Source organism: Flavobacterium anhuiense (assembly GCF_900101855.1).
Lineage (GTDB): Bacteria > Bacteroidota > Bacteroidia > Flavobacteriales > Flavobacteriaceae > Flavobacterium > Flavobacterium anhuiense.
Genome location: NZ_FMVC01000006.1, coordinates 60,301 through 84,489, shown reverse-complemented (window position 1 = coordinate 84,489; position 24,189 = coordinate 60,301). Strand labels below are relative to the sequence as shown.

The 24,189-nt window shown below is 33.0% G+C and carries 30 protein-coding genes; 1 reads left to right on the top strand and 29 read right to left on the bottom strand.

Going from position 1 to position 24,189, the window contains the following annotated elements; translation table 11 throughout:
• Positions 1–7 precede the first annotated feature (7 nt).
• The 8 genes from BLP44_RS16375 to BLP44_RS16340 all read right to left on the bottom strand — a co-directional run bounded on the left by BLP44_RS16375 (position 8) and on the right by BLP44_RS16340 (position 8,987).
• Entirely contained in the window at positions 8–1,297 is a 1,290-nt protein-coding gene (locus tag BLP44_RS16375; RefSeq protein WP_170830255.1) for a nucleotide sugar dehydrogenase, read from the bottom strand.
• 282 nt (positions 1,298–1,579) lie between these two features.
• On the bottom strand, positions 1,580–2,044 hold the full coding sequence (locus tag BLP44_RS16370) for a UpxY family transcription antiterminator (RefSeq protein ID WP_091134529.1): 465 nt from the start codon (positions 2,042–2,044) through the stop codon (positions 1,580–1,582).
• Between the two features lie 73 nt (positions 2,045–2,117).
• Positions 2,118–3,509, bottom strand: coding sequence for a UDP-glucose 6-dehydrogenase (locus tag BLP44_RS16365; RefSeq protein WP_091134527.1), 1,392 nt, complete (start codon positions 3,507–3,509; stop codon positions 2,118–2,120).
• A 26-nt stretch (positions 3,510–3,535) separates the two neighbouring features.
• Entirely contained in the window at positions 3,536–4,519 is a 984-nt protein-coding gene (locus BLP44_RS16360; RefSeq protein ID WP_091134524.1) for an SDR family oxidoreductase, read from the bottom strand.
• An 11-nt stretch (positions 4,520–4,530) separates the two neighbouring features.
• Positions 4,531–6,978 carry a polysaccharide biosynthesis tyrosine autokinase gene (locus BLP44_RS16355; protein WP_091134522.1) on the bottom strand — a complete coding sequence of 816 codons (2,448 nt, stop codon included), beginning with the start codon at positions 6,976–6,978 and terminating at the stop codon, positions 4,531–4,533.
• Between the two features lie 14 nt (positions 6,979–6,992).
• Positions 6,993–7,781 (bottom strand): polysaccharide biosynthesis/export family protein, encoded by a 789-nt coding sequence (locus tag BLP44_RS16350; RefSeq protein ID WP_066033535.1) that lies wholly within the window; start codon positions 7,779–7,781, stop codon positions 6,993–6,995.
• A gap of 68 nt (positions 7,782–7,849) precedes the next feature.
• The gene (gene recR / locus BLP44_RS16345) at positions 7,850–8,470 is read right to left on the bottom strand and encodes a recombination mediator RecR (protein ID WP_091134520.1); all 621 of its coding nucleotides are present in this window, start codon (positions 8,468–8,470) and stop codon (positions 7,850–7,852) included.
• 151 nt (positions 8,471–8,621) lie between these two features.
• On the bottom strand, positions 8,622–8,987 hold the full coding sequence (locus BLP44_RS16340; RefSeq protein WP_008464347.1) for a CoA-binding protein: 366 nt from the start codon (positions 8,985–8,987) through the stop codon (positions 8,622–8,624).
• A gap of 153 nt (positions 8,988–9,140) precedes the next feature.
• Here BLP44_RS16340 and BLP44_RS16335 point away from each other — a divergent pair, with 153 nt between their 5' ends.
• Positions 9,141–9,767: a MarC family NAAT transporter gene (locus BLP44_RS16335; RefSeq protein WP_008464345.1), complete on the top strand. Its 627-nt coding sequence runs from the start codon at positions 9,141–9,143 to the stop codon at positions 9,765–9,767.
• Positions 9,768–9,850: 83 nt separating this feature from the next.
• Here BLP44_RS16335 and ctlX read toward each other — a convergent pair whose 3' ends face one another.
• The 21 genes from ctlX to rplE all read right to left on the bottom strand — a co-directional run bounded on the left by ctlX (position 9,851) and on the right by rplE (position 24,189).
• A complete protein-coding gene (gene ctlX / locus BLP44_RS16330; protein ID WP_091134518.1) occupies positions 9,851–10,786 on the bottom strand; it encodes a citrulline utilization hydrolase CtlX in 936 nt (311 codons plus the stop codon).
• A 76-nt stretch (positions 10,787–10,862) separates the two neighbouring features.
• A complete protein-coding gene (locus BLP44_RS16325; protein ID WP_008464340.1) occupies positions 10,863–11,777 on the bottom strand; it encodes a dimethylarginine dimethylaminohydrolase family protein in 915 nt (304 codons plus the stop codon).
• A 62-nt stretch (positions 11,778–11,839) separates the two neighbouring features.
• The gene (locus BLP44_RS16320) at positions 11,840–13,117 is read right to left on the bottom strand and encodes a citrate synthase (RefSeq protein WP_091134516.1); all 1,278 of its coding nucleotides are present in this window, start codon (positions 13,115–13,117) and stop codon (positions 11,840–11,842) included.
• 153 nt (positions 13,118–13,270) lie between these two features.
• A complete protein-coding gene (gene eno, locus BLP44_RS16315; protein WP_008464336.1) occupies positions 13,271–14,563 on the bottom strand; it encodes a phosphopyruvate hydratase in 1,293 nt (430 codons plus the stop codon).
• Positions 14,564–14,674: 111 nt separating this feature from the next.
• The gene (carA, locus tag BLP44_RS16310; protein ID WP_091134514.1) at positions 14,675–15,784 is read right to left on the bottom strand and encodes a glutamine-hydrolyzing carbamoyl-phosphate synthase small subunit; all 1,110 of its coding nucleotides are present in this window, start codon (positions 15,782–15,784) and stop codon (positions 14,675–14,677) included.
• Between the two features lie 245 nt (positions 15,785–16,029).
• Positions 16,030–16,521: a 50S ribosomal protein L17 gene (gene rplQ, locus BLP44_RS16305; RefSeq protein ID WP_008464331.1), complete on the bottom strand. Its 492-nt coding sequence runs from the start codon at positions 16,519–16,521 to the stop codon at positions 16,030–16,032.
• A 62-nt stretch (positions 16,522–16,583) separates the two neighbouring features.
• On the bottom strand, positions 16,584–17,576 hold the full coding sequence (locus tag BLP44_RS16300; protein WP_008464329.1) for a DNA-directed RNA polymerase subunit alpha: 993 nt from the start codon (positions 17,574–17,576) through the stop codon (positions 16,584–16,586).
• Between the two features lie 21 nt (positions 17,577–17,597).
• On the bottom strand, positions 17,598–18,203 hold the full coding sequence (gene rpsD, locus BLP44_RS16295) for a 30S ribosomal protein S4 (RefSeq protein ID WP_008464326.1): 606 nt from the start codon (positions 18,201–18,203) through the stop codon (positions 17,598–17,600).
• A 92-nt stretch (positions 18,204–18,295) separates the two neighbouring features.
• Positions 18,296–18,679, bottom strand: a complete 384-nt coding sequence (gene rpsK / locus BLP44_RS16290; protein WP_008464324.1) for a 30S ribosomal protein S11 — start codon at positions 18,677–18,679, stop codon at positions 18,296–18,298.
• An 8-nt stretch (positions 18,680–18,687) separates the two neighbouring features.
• A complete protein-coding gene (rpsM, locus tag BLP44_RS16285) occupies positions 18,688–19,062 on the bottom strand; it encodes a 30S ribosomal protein S13 (protein WP_008464322.1) in 375 nt (124 codons plus the stop codon).
• A 2-nt stretch (positions 19,063–19,064) separates the two neighbouring features.
• Entirely contained in the window at positions 19,065–19,181 is a 117-nt protein-coding gene (ykgO, locus tag BLP44_RS16280) for a type B 50S ribosomal protein L36 (protein ID WP_002987490.1), read from the bottom strand.
• A 12-nt stretch (positions 19,182–19,193) separates the two neighbouring features.
• On the bottom strand, positions 19,194–19,409 hold the full coding sequence (infA, locus tag BLP44_RS16275) for a translation initiation factor IF-1 (RefSeq protein WP_007136545.1): 216 nt from the start codon (positions 19,407–19,409) through the stop codon (positions 19,194–19,196).
• Positions 19,410–19,416: 7 nt separating this feature from the next.
• Positions 19,417–20,763 carry a preprotein translocase subunit SecY gene (secY, locus tag BLP44_RS16270; RefSeq protein WP_008464318.1) on the bottom strand — a complete coding sequence of 449 codons (1,347 nt, stop codon included), beginning with the start codon at positions 20,761–20,763 and terminating at the stop codon, positions 19,417–19,419.
• A 13-nt stretch (positions 20,764–20,776) separates the two neighbouring features.
• A complete protein-coding gene (gene rplO, locus BLP44_RS16265) occupies positions 20,777–21,229 on the bottom strand; it encodes a 50S ribosomal protein L15 (RefSeq protein WP_008464317.1) in 453 nt (150 codons plus the stop codon).
• 11 nt (positions 21,230–21,240) lie between these two features.
• Positions 21,241–21,423: a 50S ribosomal protein L30 gene (gene rpmD / locus BLP44_RS16260; protein WP_008464315.1), complete on the bottom strand. Its 183-nt coding sequence runs from the start codon at positions 21,421–21,423 to the stop codon at positions 21,241–21,243.
• Positions 21,424–21,435: 12 nt separating this feature from the next.
• Positions 21,436–21,960, bottom strand: coding sequence for a 30S ribosomal protein S5 (gene rpsE, locus BLP44_RS16255; protein ID WP_085949269.1), 525 nt, complete (start codon positions 21,958–21,960; stop codon positions 21,436–21,438).
• 3 nt (positions 21,961–21,963) lie between these two features.
• Positions 21,964–22,314 carry a 50S ribosomal protein L18 gene (gene rplR, locus BLP44_RS16250; protein WP_008464310.1) on the bottom strand — a complete coding sequence of 117 codons (351 nt, stop codon included), beginning with the start codon at positions 22,312–22,314 and terminating at the stop codon, positions 21,964–21,966.
• Between the two features lie 11 nt (positions 22,315–22,325).
• Complete coding sequence (rplF, locus tag BLP44_RS16245) at positions 22,326–22,868, bottom strand: 50S ribosomal protein L6 (protein ID WP_008464308.1); 543 nt, start codon at positions 22,866–22,868, stop codon at positions 22,326–22,328.
• A gap of 19 nt (positions 22,869–22,887) precedes the next feature.
• Entirely contained in the window at positions 22,888–23,286 is a 399-nt protein-coding gene (gene rpsH, locus BLP44_RS16240; protein ID WP_008464306.1) for a 30S ribosomal protein S8, read from the bottom strand.
• A 78-nt stretch (positions 23,287–23,364) separates the two neighbouring features.
• A complete protein-coding gene (gene rpsN, locus BLP44_RS16235; RefSeq protein ID WP_008464305.1) occupies positions 23,365–23,634 on the bottom strand; it encodes a 30S ribosomal protein S14 in 270 nt (89 codons plus the stop codon).
• 3 nt (positions 23,635–23,637) lie between these two features.
• Positions 23,638–24,189 carry a 50S ribosomal protein L5 gene (gene rplE, locus BLP44_RS16230; RefSeq protein WP_008464302.1) on the bottom strand — a complete coding sequence of 184 codons (552 nt, stop codon included), beginning with the start codon at positions 24,187–24,189 and terminating at the stop codon, positions 23,638–23,640.

The window sequence follows — 24,189 nt, the reverse complement described above, 5'->3', positions numbered from 1 at the left end:
CTAAAATCTACAGCCTATTGTCAGCTAAAGATCCTAAAACTCCTTTTACGTCATAAATTAAACTTTTTTCTTTCTGCAAATTTGAAAATTCTAATTCTAAAAACTCCGCATGCGAAACTCCTAGAACTATTGCATCAAATTTATTATTGGGAACAGAGTCTAATGTTACTAAATTATATTCTTTTTTTACATCATGCACATCTGCTAGCGGATCAAATATCGTTACAACAATTCCATAATCTTTTAATGCTTTAACAACATCTACTATTTTAGTATTTCTAACGTCTGGACAATTTTCTTTGAACGTTATGCCTAGCATTAATAATTCAGCACCATTAACAGAAATACCTTTTTTTATCATTAGCTTCACTATTTGTGAAGCCACATATTCTCCCATACTATCATTCAAACGTCTTCCTGCTAAAATGATTTCAGGATGATAACCGAACTCTTGTGCTCTTTGTGCTAAATAATATGGATCAACCCCTATACAATGCCCACCAACAAGACCTGGTTTAAACGGCAAAAAATTCCATTTTGTTGCCGCCGCTGTCAAAACTTCTTGTGTATCAATATTCATTAAATTGAATATTTTCGCTAATTCATTAACAAAAGCGATATTAATATCTCTCTGAGAATTTTCAATAACCTTAGCTGCTTCTGCAACTTTTATAGTCGGTGCTAAATGGGTTCCAGCAGTAATTACGGACTTATATAAAGCATCTACTTTTAATCCTATTTCAGGTGTTGACCCAGAAGTAACTTTCAGAATTTTTTCAACTGTATGTTCTTTATCCCCTGGATTTATTCTTTCTGGCGAATATCCTGCAAAAAAGTCTTCATTAAATTTTAATCCAGAAACCTGCTCTAGAACTGGCACACATTGCTCTTCTGTTACTCCAGGATAAACAGTTGATTCATAAATAACGATATCTCCTTTTTTTAGAACTTTACCGACAGTTTCGCTAGATTTATAAAGAGGAGTTAAATCCGGCCTATTATTTTTATCAACTGGAGTAGGTACAGTAACTATATAATAATTGCAATTCTGAATATCATCTATCGAAGTCGTACAATATAGACCTGCTTCTTCATCAGAATTCGTAATTAATACTTTTTGTAAAACATCATCTTCAACCTCTAAAGTTGTATCGGTTCCCGATTTCAAAGAATTGACTCTAGATTCATTTATATCAAAACCAATTACTGAATATTTTGTTGCAAATAATCGAGCTAATGGTAATCCTACATACCCTAAGCCAATAACTGCAATTTTAATATTTTTATCTAATTCCATTTTCTTTATTTCTTTAGGCTACCAAAAATTCACGGCTTCGCCATTCCAAGTCACAATATCTGACTCAGATGCCTAAATTAATCATTTTCGCGCAAATATAGTATAATAAGTCTAGTTATTCAATACGGTTTCCCGTAATACTCACCAACAAATTGTTAAATAAAATGCACTTAACCACAATCTATTATTAATCAGGCTGTAAATAATTCCTTCATAAAAAAAACAGAAGAAAAAATCTAAAAAAAAGACTTCTCTTCTGTTAATTTTTATTTGATAACGTCGTTATTTATATTTTATTTTTAGAATACATCCTAAAGTTTCCAAGATTAGAGTATAATAATTATTAGAAACTTCTTGAACAATTGCATTTTGATTAATAAATGCACCTGACTCTAATTTGATTTTATCTCCCACTTGAAGCGCGGAAACAGTAACCTCACTAATATTTGTTGCTTTAAGACTATTTTTTATCGCTTCGATTTCCTGATCTTTTACAATTGCGGGCTTCCCTAACCAAAATAAATATCTTACAACTCCGGCAACCTGAAAAACTAAATTCCTGTCTGAATCTTCCAATTGAACAAAAACATAAGAATTAAAAAGCGGAGCTTCAATCTTTTTTTTTCTATCAGACCATTGCTTAATTTGGGTAATAAGTGGGCAATAGCATTCAATTCCTAATTGGTTAAGTTTATCTGCAACTTTTTTTTCCCATTTCGGCTTTGTGTAAACTACATACCAATTCATCTTTTTATTTATAACGAAGCAAATCTTACTACTTCACATTTTCACATCCTTTTTACTTCACTACCAGACAAACTTATGAACCTATTCCATTGTAAACAAAACCGATTGATTCTAATTCTTTAGCATTTAAAATGTTTCTTCCATCAAAAACAAAAGCGGGCTTATGCATAGAATCGTAAATCTTTTTCCAGTCATAAGTAGTAAATTCATCCCATTCTGTTAAGATTGCAATTGCATGAGCATCCTTACAAGCCTCATAAGCATTATCAAAGACATTCAACGCTTTTACGTTTTCTTCATTTGCTCTTGTTTCTAAATAGTTAAGATCGTTTAACATCTTATTTTCAGAAACTTTTGGATCGTAAACAGAAATATTGGCTTGCTCATTTATTAAGTCGTCAGCCACATAAATCGCGGCAGATTCTCTTGTATCGTTTGTATCTTTTTTAAAAGCCCAGCCTAAAAAAGTAATTTTTTTATCGGCTACTGTATTGTATAATGTTTGAACGATTTTATTTGAGAATCTTCTTTTTTGATGATCGTTCATAATAATGACTTGTTCCCAATAATCGGCAACTTCATTTAATCCATATGATTTTGCTATATAAACTAAATTCAGAATATCTTTTTGAAAGCAAGAACCACCAAATCCAACAGAAGCTTTTAAGAATTTAGGACCGATTCTGCTATCCATTCCTATTGCCCTCGCCACTTCATTGACATCTGCACCAGTTTTTTCACATAATTCAGACATCGCATTAATAGATGAAATTCGTTGCGCTAAAAATGCATTTGCAGTCAATTTAGACAACTCTGACGACCAAACATTTGTTGTTAAAATCTTTTCTTTGCTTACCCAATTTGCATAAACGTCTACCAAAGCATTAATCGCTTCCTCACCATCAGGAGTAGTATCTCCTCCGATTAAAATTCGATCTGGATTTAACAAATCTGTAACAGCAGTACCTTCTGCTAAAAATTCTGGATTAGACAAAATTTGAAACTGAACACCGTTTCCTGTATTATCTAATATACTTTTAATAGCTTCGGCAGTTCTAACTGGCAAAGTTGATTTCTCTACAACTATTTTATTTTGTTTTGCTACTCTTGCTATTTGCCTTGCGCATAACTCAATATATTTTAAATCTGCAGCCATCCCTTTGCCTTTACCATAAGTTTTGGTTGGCGTATTTACTGAGATAAATATCATTTGTGCATCATCTATTGCCTTATCAACATCTGTAGAAAAAAATAGATTTCTACCTCTAGCCTCCGCTACAATTTCAGAGAGACCTGGCTCATATACTGGAATATTTTCAGGATTTGGATCATTCCAATCCGCTATTCTTTGTTCGTTTAAATCAACAACTGTAACTTGAATGTGTGGACATTTTTGAGCTATAACCGCCATAGTTGGCCCACCAACATATCCTGCACCAATGCAGCAAATTTTTGTAATTTTCATTTGATCTATTTTATCTTGATCTGTTTTTATTTTAAATTATTCCAATACCATCCCACAGCTTCTTTCAATCCATCTTGCAAAGAATATTTTGGATTATACCCTAGTATCTTTTTTGCTTTTTCAATGCTCGCCAATGAATGCGGAATATCTCCTGCTCTGTTTTCTCCATAAATAACCTGAACGTCCTTTATTTTCGGATCAAACTCTGATAAATATTCTTTTAAATATTTAACCAAATCATTTAATGTATTTCTATTACCAAATGCAGTATTGTAAACTGAATTAATGGCTTCTGGATTTTGAGAAGTCATTGCCAATTCATTCATCTGAATAACATTATCGATATAAGTAAAATCACGAGAGTAATTCCCATCTCCATTAATCACAGGACTTTCATGATTCATAAACTGTTTTACAAATTTTGGTATTACTGCAGCATACGCTCCGTTAGGGTCTTGTTTTCTTCCAAAAACATTAAAATAACGAAGGCCAATTGTTTCCAAACCATAGGTTTTACTGAAAATTTCCGCATACAGCTCATTTACATACTTAGTAATAGCATAAGGAGACAATGGTTTTCCTATAACATCTTCTACTTTTGGCAGTCCCTGAGAATCTCCATAGGTTGAAGAGCTAGCAGCATATACAAATCGTTTTACTTTAGCATCAAGAGCTGCTGTAAGCATATTTAAAAATCCAGAAACATTTACTTCATTGGTTGTTATTGGGTCTTTTATTGACCTTGGAACAGAACCTAAAGCAGCTTGATGTAAAACATAATCTGCTCCTTCTACTGCTAAATTACAATCAGCTAAATTTCGAATATCACCTTCAATTAACTTAAAATCAGGATTGCTTAAAAAATTTTTCAAATTATGACGATGCCCTGTGGAAAAATTATCCAAACAGACAACTTTATAGTCTAAACCTAAAAAATACTCGGTCAAATTTGAACCTATAAATCCAGCTCCTCCCGTAATTAAAATAGTATCTTTTGTTTTATTTTCCATTTATCCAACTTTTAGCTTTTTCTAATTCGATTCATGAATGTTTTCCAAAATCCAACTTTGACTTCTTCTTCGTGGTAACCATTCGAATAAGCTCCATAGCCGTAACCATAACCGTAACCAGTACCATATTTAGCCTTATTTTCATAACCATTCAGTACAATACTCACGTTACTCAACTCACCACGTTTAAGTCTAGTATTCAATAACGTTATCATATCTTTCTTGGTATAATTCTGCCTTACGATATATAATGTCACATCTGCAAATTGAACTAACTCTAATGAATCTGCCACCAAACCAACTGGCGGAGTATCCAAAACAATATAATCATATTTCTGCTTTAGTTCATCAATTAATTCCTTCATTCCATCACTTAAAATTAATTCTGAAGGATTTGGCGGAATTGGTCCAGAAAGAATTACATCCAAATTCGGCACTTGTGTGGAATTAGTAATTTCTTCTAAACTATTTTGTTTTATTAAATAATTGACAACACCCAAAGGTGATTTTATTTGAAATTCATCTGCTAATCTGGGTTTTCTCAAATCTAAACCAACAATTACCGTTTTCTTTTCGCTTAAAGCGAAAACCGTAGCAATATTTATAGAACAAAATGTTTTTCCTTCACCACTAATAGAAGAAGTAATCATTAATGTTTTTGATCCGCTAACTTGCTGTTTTTTGTACAAAAACTGAAGTGACGATCGAATCCCTCTAAATGCTTCTGAAAGTGCTGATTTTGGTTTGTCAAAAACTGCTAAACTTCCAGAATCCTTATTAACCCCAATTACACCAAGTAACGGAATTTGAGTCAATTTGCTAATATCCTCAGTATTCTGAATTGAATTATTAATGAAAAAAATCACCAGGACAAACAGTAAAGGAATTAAAATTCCTAAAAATAAAGCCATTACATAATTTACAGAAGTCTTAGGACCTATCAAACCTCCTCCAATATCTTTTGCTGGATCAATAAAATGAATGTCTGACAGGTTAGATGCTCTTACAATTTCTGCTTCATTTCTTTTCTGAAGAAATTCTGTATAAATATTATCATTTAAATCATATTTTCTTTTGATTTTCAATAACTCTTGCTGTTCAGCCGGAAGTCTTTTTACTGTACTTTCAGCTTGACCAATTTTGGCATTTACCAAAGATAAGTCATATAACAAAGAAGCTTTTGCCGTAACAATATTCTCTTGTAGGACATTTTTTACTGCAGCCATTTGATTATCAAAATCTTTAAATATTTTTTCACTCTTTACGGCATAAGCCATTTCTGATCTTTGAGTAGAAAGCGCAATAAGTTTAGAAACATTCGCAACAATGTTTGGATCTTCAATTCCTGCAACAGAAGGAGCAGGCAACCTCGAATAATCGACACTGCTGTTTAAATATGCTTTTAACGAATTATAGTAAGCTATTTTTCTCGTTATTTGGTCCTTTTCAACATCAAAATCCATTATCTTCTCCGAAACTTTAGAACCGCCGTCTTCTATTTGATAAATATTTTTATCCTTTTGAAAAGATTTTAATTCGTTACCAGTCTGTTTAAGCTGAGATTCCATTGCCACAAGAGTACTATCAATAAACCTAATAGTATTTGTAGCAAATTGATTTTTGCCGTCGAGCTGAATTTTGATAAGCATTTTTACAGTAGAATTCAAATAATCAACCATTCTGGTTTTATTTGTTCCCTGCATTGACAAAGTCAACAGTGACCCGCCGCTTTTACCAGAGTCTACATTTATCCCTTTATATCGAGATACCGTCCCGTCAAAATCATTAAATCTGACAAAATATTCTTTACCCTTGTAAAAACCTGGATTATCATTGATTTGTAGCTTCCAATTCAAAAACGGGAGATTTACGGTTTCCCCAACTTTGTATTTTTTTATGAAGGTTACAGGCTGTACAGAAGTATTGCTATAAGAATTATTGCTATATGTAATCAATGAAACGGAGTTGCTTTCAAATGGAATCTGAATTTGATATTCGTTTTCATTTAAAAACTTTATATTAATTAATGAATTTACAATCTGCCCTTTTGTCTTATCAATATCGATATAAAATGGAACAGCACCGTAAGAGTCTATTAAATTGTATTTTCCTTGCTCTAAATAGTCAATATAAAACTGAAGCTTATCTACAACCAATTCATTATGGGATCTTGACTGAAGAATTGTAGAAATTCCATTTACTTGATCAGAGATTCCTCCCCAATTAAAAACTAAACTGGTATTTGAAGTAAAAAAGGGATTGCTTTCTTCTTTAATAGAAATCATGGTCTGCATTCCGTAAATTTTTTCTTTACGAATATTTACCTGATAAGCAATCGTGAATGCAATAATCAAACTTGCCAGAAACCATTTCCAGTAGCTAGCAATTTTCAACAGAAATCCTTTAAAATCAAAATGAGAATGATTTTCAAAAATGGCAAAATCTTTAATGTCTAACATTTTAAAAATCTATTTTATTTTATAATTAGGTAAACTGTTGTAGCTAAAGATAACAATGTAATGATTGTTCCAATAGATTGTATTCCTGTTTGACCGGTTCCCCAAGTTTTTTGTCTCAATGGTTTTACATAAATATAATCATTCGGCTGTAAATAATAATAAGGTGATTTCATTACATTCACATCAGTAAGGTCAATATTATGCATTTGCACACCTGTTGGAGTCTGACGAATTACTGTTACTTCTTTTCTATTGCCCACAGTAGTAATATCACCTGCATTTGCAACAGCCTCCAAAATAGTTACATTCTCTTTAAACAATGTTTTTGTTCCTGTATTTCCAACTTCTCCGTTAATGGTATATCTAAAACCTGCCAATTTAACAGTGACAAAAATATTAGCCTCACTTTTAAAATATTCTTCTAGTAATTTCTTTTCAATTTTTACGCGAACTTCTTCAAGAGTATAACCAATCACATTTACTTCTCCGAGAATTGGCATTCTAATATTTCCATGGTCATCAACTGTAAAACCGTCAAAGTATAACCCTGCTTCAGACTTAGTTTGACTAGATTGATTTTCTGTAGTATTAAAAATAGAAACTAGCTTAGAATCAATTGCTTTTATATTAATACTTAAAACATCATTGACTTGTAATCTATATGGTTTTGATTCGACTGCAGCAATTGCTGTCTGTTCTACGGAATCATTTTTATCCTGAAGATAAACCAAATCTTTAATCGGAATACATGAGGTAAATAATGTTGAGATTAATAAGAATAGAAAAAAACTTTTTTTTGTCATTCGTTCAATTTTATCGCAAATATTTTTTCCGTTACTATCAAGAAAACTACTTGCTATTTGGGGTTTAGTTAATTGTTTTTAAATGTTTTTTCAAAAGGTACGCGATGTAAAATACTTCTTCCTAATGTAATTTCGTCTGCATATTCTAATTCGTCTCCAACCGATATTCCTCTCGCGATTGTTGAAATTATAATATCAGAATCTGCAATTTGCTTATAGATGTAAAAATTGGTTGTATCTCCTTCCATAGTTGAGCTTAATGCAAAAATAATCTCCGCTACATTTCCAGATTTTACTTTTGTCACCAAACTAGAAATATTCAACTGATTGGGGCCAACTCCTTCAATTGGAGAAATTTTTCCGCCAAGGACATGATATATTCCTTTAAACTGTCCAGTATTTTCTATTGCCATCACATCTCTAATATCTTCGACAATACATATTGTCTCGTGATTTCTAATTGGATTAGCGCAAATTTCACAAATTTTAGTATCAGAAATATTATGGCAGCTTTCACAAAATTTAATATCCTCTCGCATATTTAATAATGATTGCGATAAAAAGGCCGTTTGTTCCTTAGGTTGTTTCAACAAATGAAGAACCAATCGAAGTGCTGTACGTTTACCAATACCTGGCAATTGCGACATTTCGTTTACTGCTTTTTCAATTAATTTTGATGAAAATTCCATGACGACAAATGTAATACTTTTAATGGTTTAGCCTACACTACAACCATTAAATTCAAGCCTTAACGATATTTAAAAATTATTACGAAACCCCTTTCTTTTCTATCCAAAATAAATGCATTATGCAAACCTATTTCTAAGATATTTAAAAAGTTTAATATTGATTTGTAGCTAACAAAACTAAGGTGCAAGCAACTTCTACATCAATACTATTAGACTCTAACAATTGATAGAATTCTGGGTTTTCTGTTCCTGGATTAAAAATTACACGTTTAGGATGCGATTCTATAATATAATTATAATAATCTCTTTGACGAACAGGATTTAGATACAAAGTAATGGTATCGATATTTTTAACTGGCATTGCCTTAGTCTGAATTTTCACTCCTGCAACCTCTCCCGCTTTTTGTCCAATTGCTAATACTGAATGCCCTTTACCAACCAACATATTAACAGCTCTAAAAGAGTAACGTTCTGGATTTGTAGATGCTCCTATAACTAATGTTTTTTTACTTTTCATAGTTTTTATTTAGACTGCAAAAGTAATCAAAAAAGAATGATTAAGTCCTACATCTTTGATTCAGAATCGATAACCAATAAAAACATAATCATAACATATTTTCATGCAAAAGCATCAAAAAATAACTACATTTACTCCACTAACCAATATCATATGGAATTATTCATTTATCTATTTGCCGCATTGTTTTCGGTATTAAATCCAATAGGAACAGTACCCATTTTCGTCGGATTAACACAACATGATTCTCAAAAAGAAAGATCTAGAATTTCTCTTTGGACTGCTATTAATGTTTTTATTATATTATTGGTTTCTTATTTTATTGGCCAATATGTTCTAACTTTTTTCGGCATTAGTATAGACGCCCTAAGAATAGCTGGCGGAATTGTAATTGTTAACTCTGGATTTTCTTTACTCTCTGGTAAATTCAATAAAAAACGAGGGATCAACAAAAAAATTGAAAATGAGGCACAACACAGAAATGATATTGCTCTTACACCATTAGCAATACCAATGCTTGCCGGGCCAGGATCAATGTCTCTTTTAATTGCTTTTTATCAGGAACATCATCAAATAAACGAAATCATAATTTCGTCATTAGCCATTTTTGCTATTGCTGTAGCTATTTTTGCTATTTTAAAAAGCGCACATTATTTAGCTAGAATTTTAGGAGCATCAGGAATTGTTGCTATTTCAAGAATTGTTGGTTTTATAGTTATTTCTATCGGCATTCAATACATTGTAAGTGCCATCGTTAATATTATTAAAGGAAATTTTTAATCAAGATTAATTAATATTTATTCAAAAGAAAAAGGGATGAGATTTTCAATAAATCTCATCCCTTTTTCTTAGAGGCTATATTTTTAATTTCTTGGCAAAAAGACTTCTGCCATCATACATCTGGCACTTCCTCCTCCACAAGCTTCGATTGTATCTAAACTTGAACTTAAAATTTCTGCATGATTTTCTAATTGGGCAATTTGTTTTGGAGTCAAGCTTTGATGTGCAGAAGCACTCATTACAATATATCTCTTATCATCTTTTCCACGAACTTCAAGCATATTTCCTGCAAAATTATTTACCTGATCTTCTGTAATTAAAATAATCTCTTTCTTATCTTCTTTTAGATTATCCAAAACCATTTTGCGTTCTTTTTTATCATCAATAGAATCTGCGCAAATAACTGCAAAAGTTTCGCCCAAACACATCATCACGTTAGTGTGATAAATCAGTTTACGCTCACCATCAACAGTTTGAAAAGCTTCAAAAATTACAGGAGCATAATCAAAATCTTCACAGAATTCTATAAACAATTCTTCATCGGCTCTTGGAGATAATGCGCAATACGCTTTTCCGTTTGCTCTGTCTAATAATAAGCTCCCTGTCCCTTCTAAGAAAATACCATCTTCTTCTGCAGAAGTATAATCCATGATATTAGAAATTTCAAATCCTTTTTCTTCCAAAGTATCTAAAATATCTTCTCGACGTTCTTGACGACGATTTTCAGCAAACATTGGATAAAGAGCTACATCTCCATTTTCATGAAATGAAACCCAATTGTTTGGAAAAATACTATCTGGAGTATCAGTCTCTAAATTGTCATCAATAACAGTTACATCAACACCAACCGCTCTTAGCTTTTCTACAAAAGCATCAAATTCCTGCTGCGCTTTAGCATTAACTGTGCTAGGCAAAAGCCCATCCAATACTTTTTGATAATAATTATTCACCGCCGTCTGTTCATTCATTCTGAATGCAACTGGCCTAATCATCACGATAGCATTAGTAGTTTGTTTCATTTTTTATGTTTTTTTGTTTTAAATTTCAGGTGTCAAATTCTGGAAAAACTTGAAACTTGAAACTTGAAACAATTATTTAATCCCTAATTAATGGCAAAGTTGAACATCTTAACAAACCTTCTTGTTTTGAAATTTCGGCATACGGAATTTCTTCAACAGTAAAGCCATTTTCACGAAGCCAGTTGTTCAATCTCGTAAAATTCTTCTCAGAAACAACAATATTTTCATCGATCGAAAATACGTTTGAGAACATATTATACATTTCGTTTCTCTCAATATGAAATAGATTTTCTTTTCCGAAAAGCTTCACTAGATAAAGATAATCTGCTTCTTCTCTAAAACCTCTTTTATAGATTATCCCTTTATCTTTTCCTACTGGCTGAAAACAGCAGTCTAAATGCAATGCATTATCTCTTGCTTCTAATTTTGATTTTACTAAATCAAATTCCTTTACAATCTTATTAGGGAACAGAGATTTAATATAATTTACACCATGCATATTGGTTCTTGCGGTAATGTAATCTTTATAATCGCTTCCCTTATAAGTTCCTATAAAAATATGATCATTCCAAAGCATAACATCTCCACCTTCTATATGAACTTCTTCTGGAGGACGAACTACTTTTAACGGATCAATCTGATCAATTACATATTGAATAGCATCCAATTCGCGTTCTCTATCTGGCAGAATATTAGATTTTACAAAAACATCGTCAATTACAAATCCAATATCACGGGCAAAAATCTGATTGTAATTTTCAATCATTTCTGGACGATAAACAGTTACATCATATTTCTGAAAAACAGCATTAAAAGCCTCCATTTCAGCAACCATATCTTTTTCTACAGGATAAGTTCCTGCCTTAATATGTTCCAATGATTTAGGGTCATAAGCCTCTTCTATAGTTGGAGTTGGACCATTATGAACAGCAGAACCCAGAACTACAGCACGAAGCCGAGACGTTTCGTTCTTTACATTTAATTGCAACATAACTTTATTATATTTTGAGCAAATATAAAAAAAGCTTCACAGTAAAGTGAAGCTTTCGTTTTTTATTTATTAGACTTAAATTCTCTTAAAGGATGCCCTGTATAAATTTGTCTTGGTCTTCCGATTGGCTCTTTATTTTCACGCATTTCTTTCCATTGTGCAATCCAGCCAGGCAATCTTCCAATTGCAAACATTACAGTAAACATATCTGTTGGAATTCCTAAAGCTCTGTAGATAATTCCAGAATAGAAGTCAACGTTTGGATATAAGTTTCTTGACTTGAAGTATTCATCTTCAAGAGCAGCTTTTTCTAATTTTCTAGCAATATCTAAAATCGGGTCTTCAACACCTAATGTTTCCAATACTTCTGTCGCTGCTTTTTTGATGATTTTAGCTCTTGGATCAAAGTTTTTGTAAACTCTGTGACCGAATCCCATTAAACGGAATGGATCATTTTTATCTTTTGCTTTCGCTAAAAACTTTTCTGTATCTCCACCATCTTTGTTTATTTCTTCTAACATTTCAAGAACAGCTTGGTTTGCGCCTCCATGAAGAGGCCCCCAAAGTGCAGAAACTCCTGCAGAAACTGAAGCGAATAAACCAGCATGAGAAGAACCTACCATTCTAACTGTAGAAGTAGAACAATTTTGTTCATGATCAGCATGTAGAATAAATAACTTATCTAAAGCATTTACGATTACTGGATTTGCAGTGTAAGGTCCTGTAGGCAATTTAAACATTAATTGCATGAAGCTTTCTACATAACCTTTTGTGTTATCATAGTAATTTAAAGGATAGCCCATAGATTTTCTATAAGTCCATGTGGCGATCACTAAAAATTTTGCCATTGTTTTACAAATAGCTTCGTACATTTCTTTTTCGTTATCAACGTTAACTGCTTTAGGATTAAAAGCTGTTAAAGCGCTTGTTAAAGCTGATAACACTCCCATTGGATGAGCTGTTTTAGGGAAACCGTCAATAATATTTTTCATCTCTTCGTTTACCAAAGAGTGTTTTTTAATACCATTTTCAAAATCTTCTAATTGTGCAGCCGTAGGTAATTCACCAAAAATCAAAAGATATGAAACCTCTAGGAAGCTTGCTTTTTCAGCAAGATCTTCGATAGAATATCCTCTGTAACGTAAAATTCCTTCTTCTCCATCTAGGAAAGTGATTTCACTTGTACAAGATCCTGAATTCTTATAACCTGGATCTAGTGTAATATAACCTGTTAAATCACGTAATTTGTTAATATCGATAGCTGATTCGTTTTCACTCCCTGTGATTACTGGAAGCTCAACCTTTTTACCATCTATTTCTAATGTAGCTATTTTTGACATAATATACTGGAAATAATTCTTTAAATAATAATTTATCAAATCTAATGAATTTAAGACTAATTAAAAAAAGAATACTGCTATGAATTTGTTAAAAGTCCAAAAAAAAACCATCCGCCGCTGCGGATGGTTTTTTCCAATATATAATTTGTAAAATTATTTGATTTTAAAGGCGTTTAAACCAGGGAAATAAGCTGTACTTCCTAGTTCTTCTTCAATTCTCAATAATTGGTTGTATTTAGCCATACGATCTGAACGAGAAGCAGAACCTGTTTTAATTTGACCACAGTTTAAAGCTACCGCTAAGTCTGCAATTGTATTATCTTCAGTTTCTCCAGAACGGTGAGACATTACAGATGTATATCCAGCGTTTTTCGCCATGTTTACAGCAGCAATTGTTTCAGTTAAAGTACCAATTTGGTTTACTTTTACTAAAATTGAGTTTGCAATTCCTTTTTCAATACCAGTTGATAAACGAGCAACATTAGTAACGAATAAATCATCACCTACTAACTGTACTTTATCTCCAATCTTTTCAGTTAAAGCTTTCCATCCATCCCAGTCATCTTCGTACATACCGTCTTCGATAGAGATAATTGGATATTTAGCAGCAAGTTCAGCTAAGTATTCAGCTTGTTCAGCAGAAGTTCTGATTTTTCCAGTTTCACCTTCAAATTTAGTGTAATCGTATTTACCATTTACATAAAACTCAGAAGCAGCACAGTCAAGAGCAATCATAATTTCGTCACCGAAAGAATATCCTGCTTTTTCAACTGCAAGTTTAATAGTATCTAAAGCATCTTCAGTTCCTCCAGCCAAATTTGGAGCAAAACCACCTTCGTCACCTACTGCAGTACTTAAACCTCTGTCGTGTAATACTTTTTTCAAGTTGTGGAAAATTTCAGTTCCCATTTGCATAGCATGTGTAAAAGAGGTTGCTTTTACTGGGAAAATCATAAACTCTTGGAATGCGATCGGCGCATCAGAGTGAGAACCTCCGTTGATGATGTTCATCATTGGAACTGGTAATGTATTAGCAGAAACACCACCTACGTATCTGTATAACGGCAATCCAAGCTCGTTAGCAGCAGCTTTTGCAGCAGCTAAAGAAACACCTAAAATAGCGTTTGCACCTAATTTAGATTTGTTTGGAGTACCATCTAAATCAATCATTAATTGGTCAATTGTGTTTTGTTCGAAAACAGAAGTTCCAACTAATTCTTCAGCAATAATAGTATTTACATTATTCACTGCATTCAAAACACCTTTACCCAGATAAGCTTTACCTCCATCACGTAATTCAACAGCTTCGTGCTCTCCAGTTGATGCTCCAGATGGAACAGCAGCTCTACCTAAAACTCCATTTTCAGTTACTACATCAACTTCAATAGTAGGATTACCTCTAGAATCAAGAATTTGTCTTGCGTGAACTTTAATTATAATACTCATTATTTTTGTTTTTTATTAATAAATTATATTTTTTTTTCGAAATTATAAAAATATTTAATACTATAAACGAGCTTTACTCATTAAACCCGTTTATTTATTAACTACATCGTTTTAGACTTTGCTAGTTTTAATATTCTCCACAAATTGATCAAATAAATAAGAAGAATCATGTGGTCCTGGACTAGCTTCTGGGTGATATTGGACTGAAAAACAATTCTTATTTTTCATTCTCATTCCAGCAACAGTATCATCATTTAGGTGTATATGTGTAAGCTCTAATTCTGGATGACCTTCTAAAGCTTCCCTTTTTACAGCAAATCCATGATTTTGAGAAGTAATCTCTCCTTTACCAGTAAGAAGATTTTTTACAGGATGATTAATACCTCGGTGTCCGCCAAACATTTTGTAAGTCTGAACCCCATTGGCTAAGGCAATAATCTGATGTCCTAAACAAATTCCAAACAAAGGCTTATCATCTGCAATAATTTTTTTAGCAACATCTATTACTCCATGTAAAGGATCTGGGTCACCGGGTCCATTTGACAAGAAATAACCATCTGGATTAAATGCGCTTAATTCTTCATAAGTTGTGTCATAAGGAAAAACCTTAATATAACAATCTCTCTTTGCAAAGTTTCTTAGAATATTCTTTTTAATTCCCAAATCAAGCGCTGATATTTTATATGTAGCATTTTCATCTCCAACAAAATAAGGTTCTTTCGTAGACACTTTTGATGCCAGCTCAAGACCTTCCATATTTGGAACATTTGCTAATTCTTTTTTAAGATCTTCAATTGAAGTTCCATCTGTACAAATAACAGCATTCATTGCACCATTATCGCGAATGTAACTTACAAGAGCGCGAGTATCAACATCAGAAATACAAATAAGATTTTGTTTTGTAAAATAATCCTCCAGACTTCCTGAAGCACCTTCCCTAGAATAATTAAAACTAAAGTTTTTACAAACTAAACCAGCAATTTTCACGCTGTCTGATTCAACTTCTAAATCATTTATACCGTAATTCCCGATATGCGGATTAGTAGTAACCATAATTTGACCAAAATACGAAGGATCTGTAAAAATCTCTTGATATCCTGTCATTCCAGTATTAAAACAAACTTCACCAAAAGTTTTACCGCTAATACCGATAGACTTTCCGTGAAAAATTGTTCCATCACTTAGTAATAAAATGGCGCTTTGTCGTGTTGTGTATTTCATTATTTAATTTGTATTGTTTTTTTAATCAAGTTATAAAACCTAATCAAGGTTTTAAGTGTAATTAGAATTTTGCAAATTTACTTCTTTAAAATAGCCCTTCCAAGATTTTTTAAAACTTTCACTCGTAAAAATAAAACCTATCATTTTAAATAAGTTAGATTTTTGCAGTTTCAAAAAAATCAAAAAAAAAGGATAAACTAAAAATTAGTTTATCCTTTATCTTTATAGAATGATTACTTTCATAATTATTCAGAAGCTTCAGTAGTCGTTTCTGATTCAGCAGCAGGGGCTTCAGGAGCAGCAGTTTCAGCTTTTTTAGCTTTACCACCACGACGGCTTTTCGCTTTTTTAACTTCTTTTTTACCTCCGTTGTAAAGTTCATTGAAGTCAACAAGTTCGATCATCGCCATATCAGCGTTATCTCCCAAACGATTTCCAACTTTAATGATACGTGTGTATCCACCTGGACGGTCACCTACTTTAGCAGCAACATCTCTGAACAAATCAGTTACAGCGTATTTGTTACGTAAGTAAGCAAAAACAATACGACGATTGTGAGTCGTATCCTCTTTTGATTTTGTGATTAAAGGCTCAACAAATTGTTTAAGCGCTTTAGCTTTAGCAACAGTAGTGTTAATACGTTTGTGCTCAATAAGAGAACAAGCCATATTAGCTAACATAGCTTTTCTATGTCCAGTCTGTCTGCTTAAGTGGTTGAATTTTTTTCCGTGTCTCATGACGTGTTTTTTTTATCTTCATCTTGCTACAATCCACCATGGAGAGCAAAATATGAAGTAAATTATTCTTTATCTAATTTGTATTTAGCTAAATCCATTCCGAAAGTTAAATTCTTCACTGCAACAAGTTCATCAAGTTCAGTTAAAGATTTTTTACCAAAATTACGGAATTTCATTAGGTCATTTTTATTGAACGATACTAAATCACCAAGTGTATCAACTTCAGCCGCTTTCAAGCAATTTAATGCTCTCACAGATAAATCCATATCAACAAGCTTAGTTTTAAGCAATTGTCTCATATGCAATGACTCTTCATCATACGATTCTGTTTGTGCAATTTCGTCAGCCTCAAGTGTAATTCTTTCGTCAGAGAATAACATGAAATGGTGAATTAAAACTTTAGCAGCTTCAGTAAGAGCATCTTTAGGATTGATAGATCCATCAGTTTTGATTTCAAAAACTAATTTTTCGTAATCTGTTTTTTGCTCTACACGGAAATTTTCGATTGCATATTTTACATTTTTTACCGGAGTAAAAATAGAATCTGTAAAAATCGTTCCAATTGCAGCATTCTGTTTTTTGTTCTCTTCAGCAGGCACGTATCCTCTACCTTTTTCGATAGTTAAATCGAAATTCAATTTGATTTTAGAATCTAAGTTACAGATAACAAGGTCTGGATTTAGAACTTGGAAACCTGAAATAAATTTCTGAAAATCACCTGCTGTTAATTGATCTTTACCAGAAACAGAAATAGTAACTGATTCATTATCGATATCTTCGATCTGACGTTTGAAACGTACTTGTTTTAGATTAAGGATAATTTCGGTAACATCTTCAACAACACCTGAAATAGTAGAAAACTCATGATCTACACCTTCGATACGAACAGATGTAATTGCATAACCTTCTAATGCTGAAAGCAAAACTCTTCTAAGTGCATTACCAACTGTCAATCCGTAACCAGGTTCCAAAGGTCTAAATTCAAATTTACCTTCAAAATCGGTTGAATCGATCATGATAACTTTATCGGGCTTTTGAAAATTAAATATTGCCATAAATTTCGACTAAGTCAATTATTATTTGTTGTACAACTCTACGATTAATTGTTCTTTAATGTTTTCTGGAATTTGAAGTCTTGCAGGTACAGAAACGAAAGTTCCTTCTTTAAGATCATTGTTCCAAGTAATCCATTCATAAACATGACTTGAATTTGATAAAGAACGTTCGATAGCTTCTAAAGATTTAGATTTTTCACGAACTGCAACTTTATCACCAGGCTTAAGGTGGTAAGAAGGAATATTAACTACCTCTCCATTTACAGTAATGTGTCTGTGAGAAACGATTTGACGCGCACCTCTTCTAGATGGAGCAATTCCCATTCTAAAAACAACATTATCTAATCTTGCTTCGCATAATTGTAATAGAACTTCACCAGTTACTCCTTTAGTCGCTGATGCTTTTTCGAATAAATTTCTGAATTGTTTTTCTAAAATTCCGTAAGAATATTTAGCTTTTTGCTTTTCCATTAACTGAACAGCGTACTCAGATTTTTTTCCTCTTTTTTTAGCCATCCCGTGTTGTCCAGGTGGGTAATTTCTTTTTTCGAAAGATTTATCATCTCCGAAGATTGCCTCGCCAAATTTACGAGCGATTTTGGTTTTAGGACCAGTATATCTTGCCATTTTAAAAAAAATTTTAAGGTAGAAATTATGAATTCAGGTCTAATCCTTCGATAATTTATGTTCTACCTTGATTATACTATAAAAATAAAAAATTAAACTCTACGTCTTTTTGGAGGACGACATCCGTTGTGTGGCATTGGAGTAACATCAATAATTTCAGTAACTTCAATTCCACCGTTATGAATAGAACGGATAGCAGACTCACGTCCGTTACCTGGTCCTTTTACATAAACTTTTACTTTTTTAAGTCCTGCCTCAAGTGCTACTTTAGTGCAATCTTCTGCTGCCATTTGAGCTGCATAAGGAGTGTTCTTTTTTGAACCTCTGAAACCCATTTTACCAGCTGAAGACCAAGAGATAACTTCACCTTTCTTATTAGTCAAAGAAATAATAATGTTATTAAAAGTGGCAGAAATATGAGCCTCACCCGTTGATTCAACGATAACTTTACGTTTTTTTGCAGTTGCTTTAGCCATATTACTTATTATTTAGTTGCTTTTTTCTTGTTAGCAACAGTTTTTCTTTTACCTTTTCTTGTTCTTGAGTTGTTTTTAGTTCTTTGTCCTCTTAATGGAAGACCAGATCTGTGACGAATTCCTCTGTAACATCCAATATCCATTAAACGTTTAATGTTTAAAGAAATTTCAGAACGTAATTCTCCTTCAATTTTGTAAAATGAAACAGCTTCACGAATTGCTCCGATTTCATCATCATTCCAATCTTGAACTTTTTTATCTTGGCTAACTTGAGCTTTTTCTAAAATCTCAATAGCTCTACTTTTTCCTAATCCGAAGATATAGGTAAGTGCAATAACACCTCTTTTGTTTTTTGGGATATCTACCCCTGCTATTCTTGCCATAATTATCCTTGTCTTTGTTTAAATCTAGGATTCTTTTTGTTTATTACGTACAGTCTCCCTTTTCTACGCACGATAATGCACTCGGCACTTCTCTTTTTTACTGATGCTCTAACTTTCATAGTGAATATCCTTTAATATCGATAAGTAATTCTTGCTTTTGACAAATCGTAAGGACTCATTTCTAGTTTCACTTTATCACCAGGTAATAATTTGATGTAATGCATTCGCATTTTACCAGAAATATGAGCAATTACAATATGTCCATTTTCTAACTCTACACGGAACATAGCATTTGACAATGCTTCTATAATTGATCCGTCTTGTTCTATTGCTGATTGTTTTGCCATAAATATATTAAGCTACTGCTTTTCTATTTTTACCAGTCTTCATTAAACCATCATAATGTTTGTTTAACAAGTATGAATTGATCTGTTGAATAGTATCTATTGCAACACCAACCATAATTATTAATGAGGTACCTCCAAAAAACATTGCCCAAGATTGTTGTACATCCATAATACTTACAACAATAGCTGGGAACACAGCAATCAAAGCAAGGAATAAAGATCCTGGGAAAGTTATTAAAGACATCACTTTATCAAGGAAATCAGAAGTTTCTGCTCCTGGACGTACGCCTGGGATAAAACCACCGCTTCTTTTTAAATCATCAGCCATTTTGTTAGTAGGAACGGTGATTGCAGTATAAAAGAATGTAAATACAATAATTAAAGTTGCAAAAACAAAATTATACCAGAAACCAAACATATTACTAAATGCACCAACAATAGATTGTGATGTATCTGATTTAGACAATCCAGCCACAGCTGCAGGGATAAACATAATTGCCTGAGCAAAAATTATTGGCATAACTCCAGAAGCATTAAGCTTTAGAGGAATCCATTGTCTATTACCTCCTGCCAAATCTTGTTCGTAATCTCCAGTTGTAGTACGACGAGCATACTGTACTGGGATTTTACGTACTGCCATTGTAAGCAATACACAAGAAATGATAACTAACAGCCACACAATAATTTCAATAACTAATAACATTGGACCTCCATTGTTATTGGTAACACGAGTTGTAAACTCTTGGATAAAAGCTTGTGGTAAACGAGCTAAAATACCAACCATAATTAACAATGAAATACCATTTCCAATACCTTTATCTGTAATTTTTTCTCCAAGCCACATAGCAAAAATTGTACCAGTAACTAAGATAATAACTGACGAGAACAAAAATTCAGGTGAATTAAAGCCTAGCAAAAATGCATTACTAGGCAATGTTCTGTATAAATTATAGATATAAGTTGGACCTTGAACCAATGTGATAGCGATTGTCAACCAACGAGTGATTTGATTAATCTTTTTTCTACCACTTTCCCCATCATTTTGAAGTTTTTGTAAATATGGAATCGCAATCCCCATCAACTGAACAACAATAGACGCAGAAATATAAGGCATGATACCTAAAGCAAAAACTGAAGCTTTAGAGAAAGCACCCCCGGTGAACATGTCTAGAATAGATCCTAGACCATTTTTAGTTTGTCCCGCTAAACCAGTCAATTGCGTTGCGTCAATTCCAGGAAGCGTAACGTGTGCTCCAAAACGATATACTAAAAGTAATCCTAAAGTAATTAAGATTCTATTCTTTAGTTCTTCGATTTTCCAAACATTACTTATTGATTCAATAAATTTCTTCATCTTAATAGATAAGTTATATAGTTACAGCTTCTCCACCAGCAGCTTCAATAGCAGCTTTTGCAGTAGCAGTAAATTTGTGGGCAGTTACTTTTAATTTTGCTTTCAATTCTCCTCTACCTAAAATCTTAACGATTTCATTTTTAGAAGCTAGACGATTTGCTACGAAATCTGCCATTGAAACAGAATCAGTAATTACACCGTTATCAACTAATAATTGAAGAGTATCTAAATTAACACCTTCGTATTCTTTACGATTGATGTTTTTGAAACCAAACTTAGGTACACGTCTTTGAAGTGGCATTTGTCCCCCTTCAAAACCAATCTTTTTAGAATAACCAGAACGAGATTTTGCTCCTTTGTGTCCACGTGCAGCAGTACCACCTTTTCCAGAACCTTCTCCTCTACCTAATCTTTTATTTTGATTGTGTGTAGATCCTTCAGCAGGTTGTAAGTTACTTAAATTCATAACAGTATTTGTTATTTAGCTTCTTCAACAGAAACTAAGTGTTTAACTTTGTTTATCATCCCAAGGATAGCAGGATTTGACTCATGCTCCACAACTTGTCCAATTTTGCGTAGACCTAAAGCCTCCAACCCTCTCTTTTGAGAAAGAGGACAGTTGATTTTGCTTCTTACTTGTTTTACTAATAATTTAGCCATAATTTCCTTGAATTAACCTTTAAAAACTTTCTCTAAAGAAACCCCTCTTTGTTTTGCAACAGTGTGAGCGCTTCTCATTTGCAATAAAGCATCAAAAGTTGCTTTTACTACGTTATGTGGATTTGATGATCCTTGAGATTTAGACAATACATCGTGAATACCTACTGACTCAAGAACTGAACGAACAGCTCCACCAGCAATAACTCCAGTACCATGAGATGCTGGAATTAAGAATACACGTGCACCACCAAATTTACCTTTTTGTTCGTGAGGAACAGATTGTCCATTTAAAGGAATTCTAACTAAGTTTTTCTTAGCATCTTCTACTGCTTTCGCAATTGCTTCAGAAACGTCTTTAGATTTTCCTAATCCGTGACCAACTACTCCATTTTCATCACCTACAACTACAATAGCAGAAAAACCAAAAGCCCTACCTCCTTTTGTAACTTTAGTAACACGATTAACACTAACTAGACGATCTTTTAATTCAAGACCACTAGGTTTTACCAATTCTACATTTTTGTATTTAGACATAATATATTAGAATTTAAGTCCAGCGGCTCTTGCGCCTTCTGCTAATGATTTAATACGACCGTGATATAAATATCCACCTCTATCAAAAGTGATGGTATCAATCCCAGCTTTTAACGCTTTCTCTGCAACTAGTTTTCCAACAGCAGCAGCTACTTCAACGTTAGTACCTTTTCCTATTTCTTTTTCTCTAGAAGATGCAGCTAAGATAGTAACTCCATTTACATCATCAATAATTTGAGCGTAAATTTCTTTATTACTTCTAAAAACAGAAAGTCTAGGTCTTGCAGCAGTACCACTAACCGATTTTCTAATTCTGAATTTAATTCTCTGTCTTCTTTCAGATTTTGTTAATGACATAATCTTATATTTTAAGCTGATTTACCTGCTTTTCTTCTTAATACTTCACCCACAAATTTAACACCTTTTCCTTTGTATGGCTCAGGCTTACGGAAACTTCTGATTTTCGCAGCAACTTGACCTAAAAGTTGTTTATCAAATGATGTTAATTTTACGATAGGGTTCTTACCTTTTTCAGATATTGTTTCTAAAGATACTTCTGGAGCAATTTCTAAAACAATATTGTGAGAATATCCAAGAGCTAAATCTAATTTTTGACCTTGGTTTGAAGCTCTATAACCAACTCCAACTAATTCAAGTTCTTTTGTAAAACCTTCAGATACACCTACAATCATGTTATTGATTAAAGCTCTGTATAATCCGTGTTTTGCTCTTTGGTCTTTATAATCAGACGATCTTTCAACTGAAATCTGATCGCCTTCAACTTTTACAGTTACGTCCGAGAACTCCTGAGTTAGTTGACCTTTCTTTCCTTTTACTGTAACAACACCTTCGTTAACTTCAACAGTTACACCAGCAGGGATTACAATTGGACTTTTACCTATTCTTGACATCTTATTTAGTCTTTAAAAATTAGTATACGTAACAAATTACTTCACCACCTACATTTAATTGCTTCGCTTGTTTTCCAGTCATCAAACCTTTTGATGTAGAAACGATAGCAATTCCTAATCCATTAAGGATTCTTGGTAATTTGGCAGCACCTGCATATTTACGTAAACCAGGTTTACTAATTCTTTGGATATCTTTAATTACAGGCTCTTTAGTATCTTTATCATACTTTAAAGCAATTTTGATAGAACCTTGAACTGTGTTCTGCTCAAATTTGTAACTTAAGATGTAACCTTGATCAAATAAGATCTTAGTTATCTCTTTTTTAAGATTAGAAGCTGGAATTTCAACAACTTTGTGGTTTGCAGCCACAGCGTTACGAACTCTAGTCAAATAATCTGCAATAGGATCTGTATACATATGTATTTGATTGCGATTATGGTTTTCAGGAAGCACCCCGCTTCCTGAACCTTTAATCAATTTATAAACTTTTTTAAATTACCAGCTTGCTTTTTTCACACCTGGAATTAATCCATTGTTAGCCATTTCACGGAAAGTTACACGTGAAATACCGAATTGACGGATGTAACCTCTTGGTCTTCCAGTCAATTTACAACGGTTATGCAAACGAACAGGTGAAGCGTTTTTTGGTAATCTTTGTAAACCTTCATAGTCTCCAGCTTCTAATAAAGCTTTTCTCTTTTCAGCATACTTAGCTACCGTTTTCTCTCTTTTCACCTCGCGGGCTTTCATTGATTCTTTAGCCATGTCTTAATTCTTTTTAAAAGGTAATCCTAATTCAGCCAATAATGACTTCGCTTCCTTGTCTGTTTTTGCAGTAGTAACAAATGTAATATCCATTCCTGAAATTTTGTTTACTTTGTCAATATCAATTTCTGGGAAAATGATTTGCTCTAAAACTCCAAGATTGTAGTTACCTCTTCCGTCAAAACCAGTAGCTTTAATACCATTGAAATCTCTAACACGTGGTAAAGCAGAAGTAATAAGTCTATCTAAAAACTCATACATTCTTTCTCCACGTAAAGTTACTTTTGCTCCAATAGGCATCCCTTTTCTTAATTTGAAAGACGCAACGTCTTTCTTAGAAATTGTAGATACTGCTTTTTGTCCAGTGATCTTTGTCAACTCATCAACTGCATAGTCAATAAGTTTTTTATCAGATACAGCTGCACCAACTCCACGGCTCAAAACGATTTTTTCAAGTTTAGGAACTTGCATTACGTTTGTATATCCGAACTCTTCTTTAAGAGCAGAGATTACTCTACTCTTATATTCTTCTTTTAGTCTAGGTGTATATGCCAT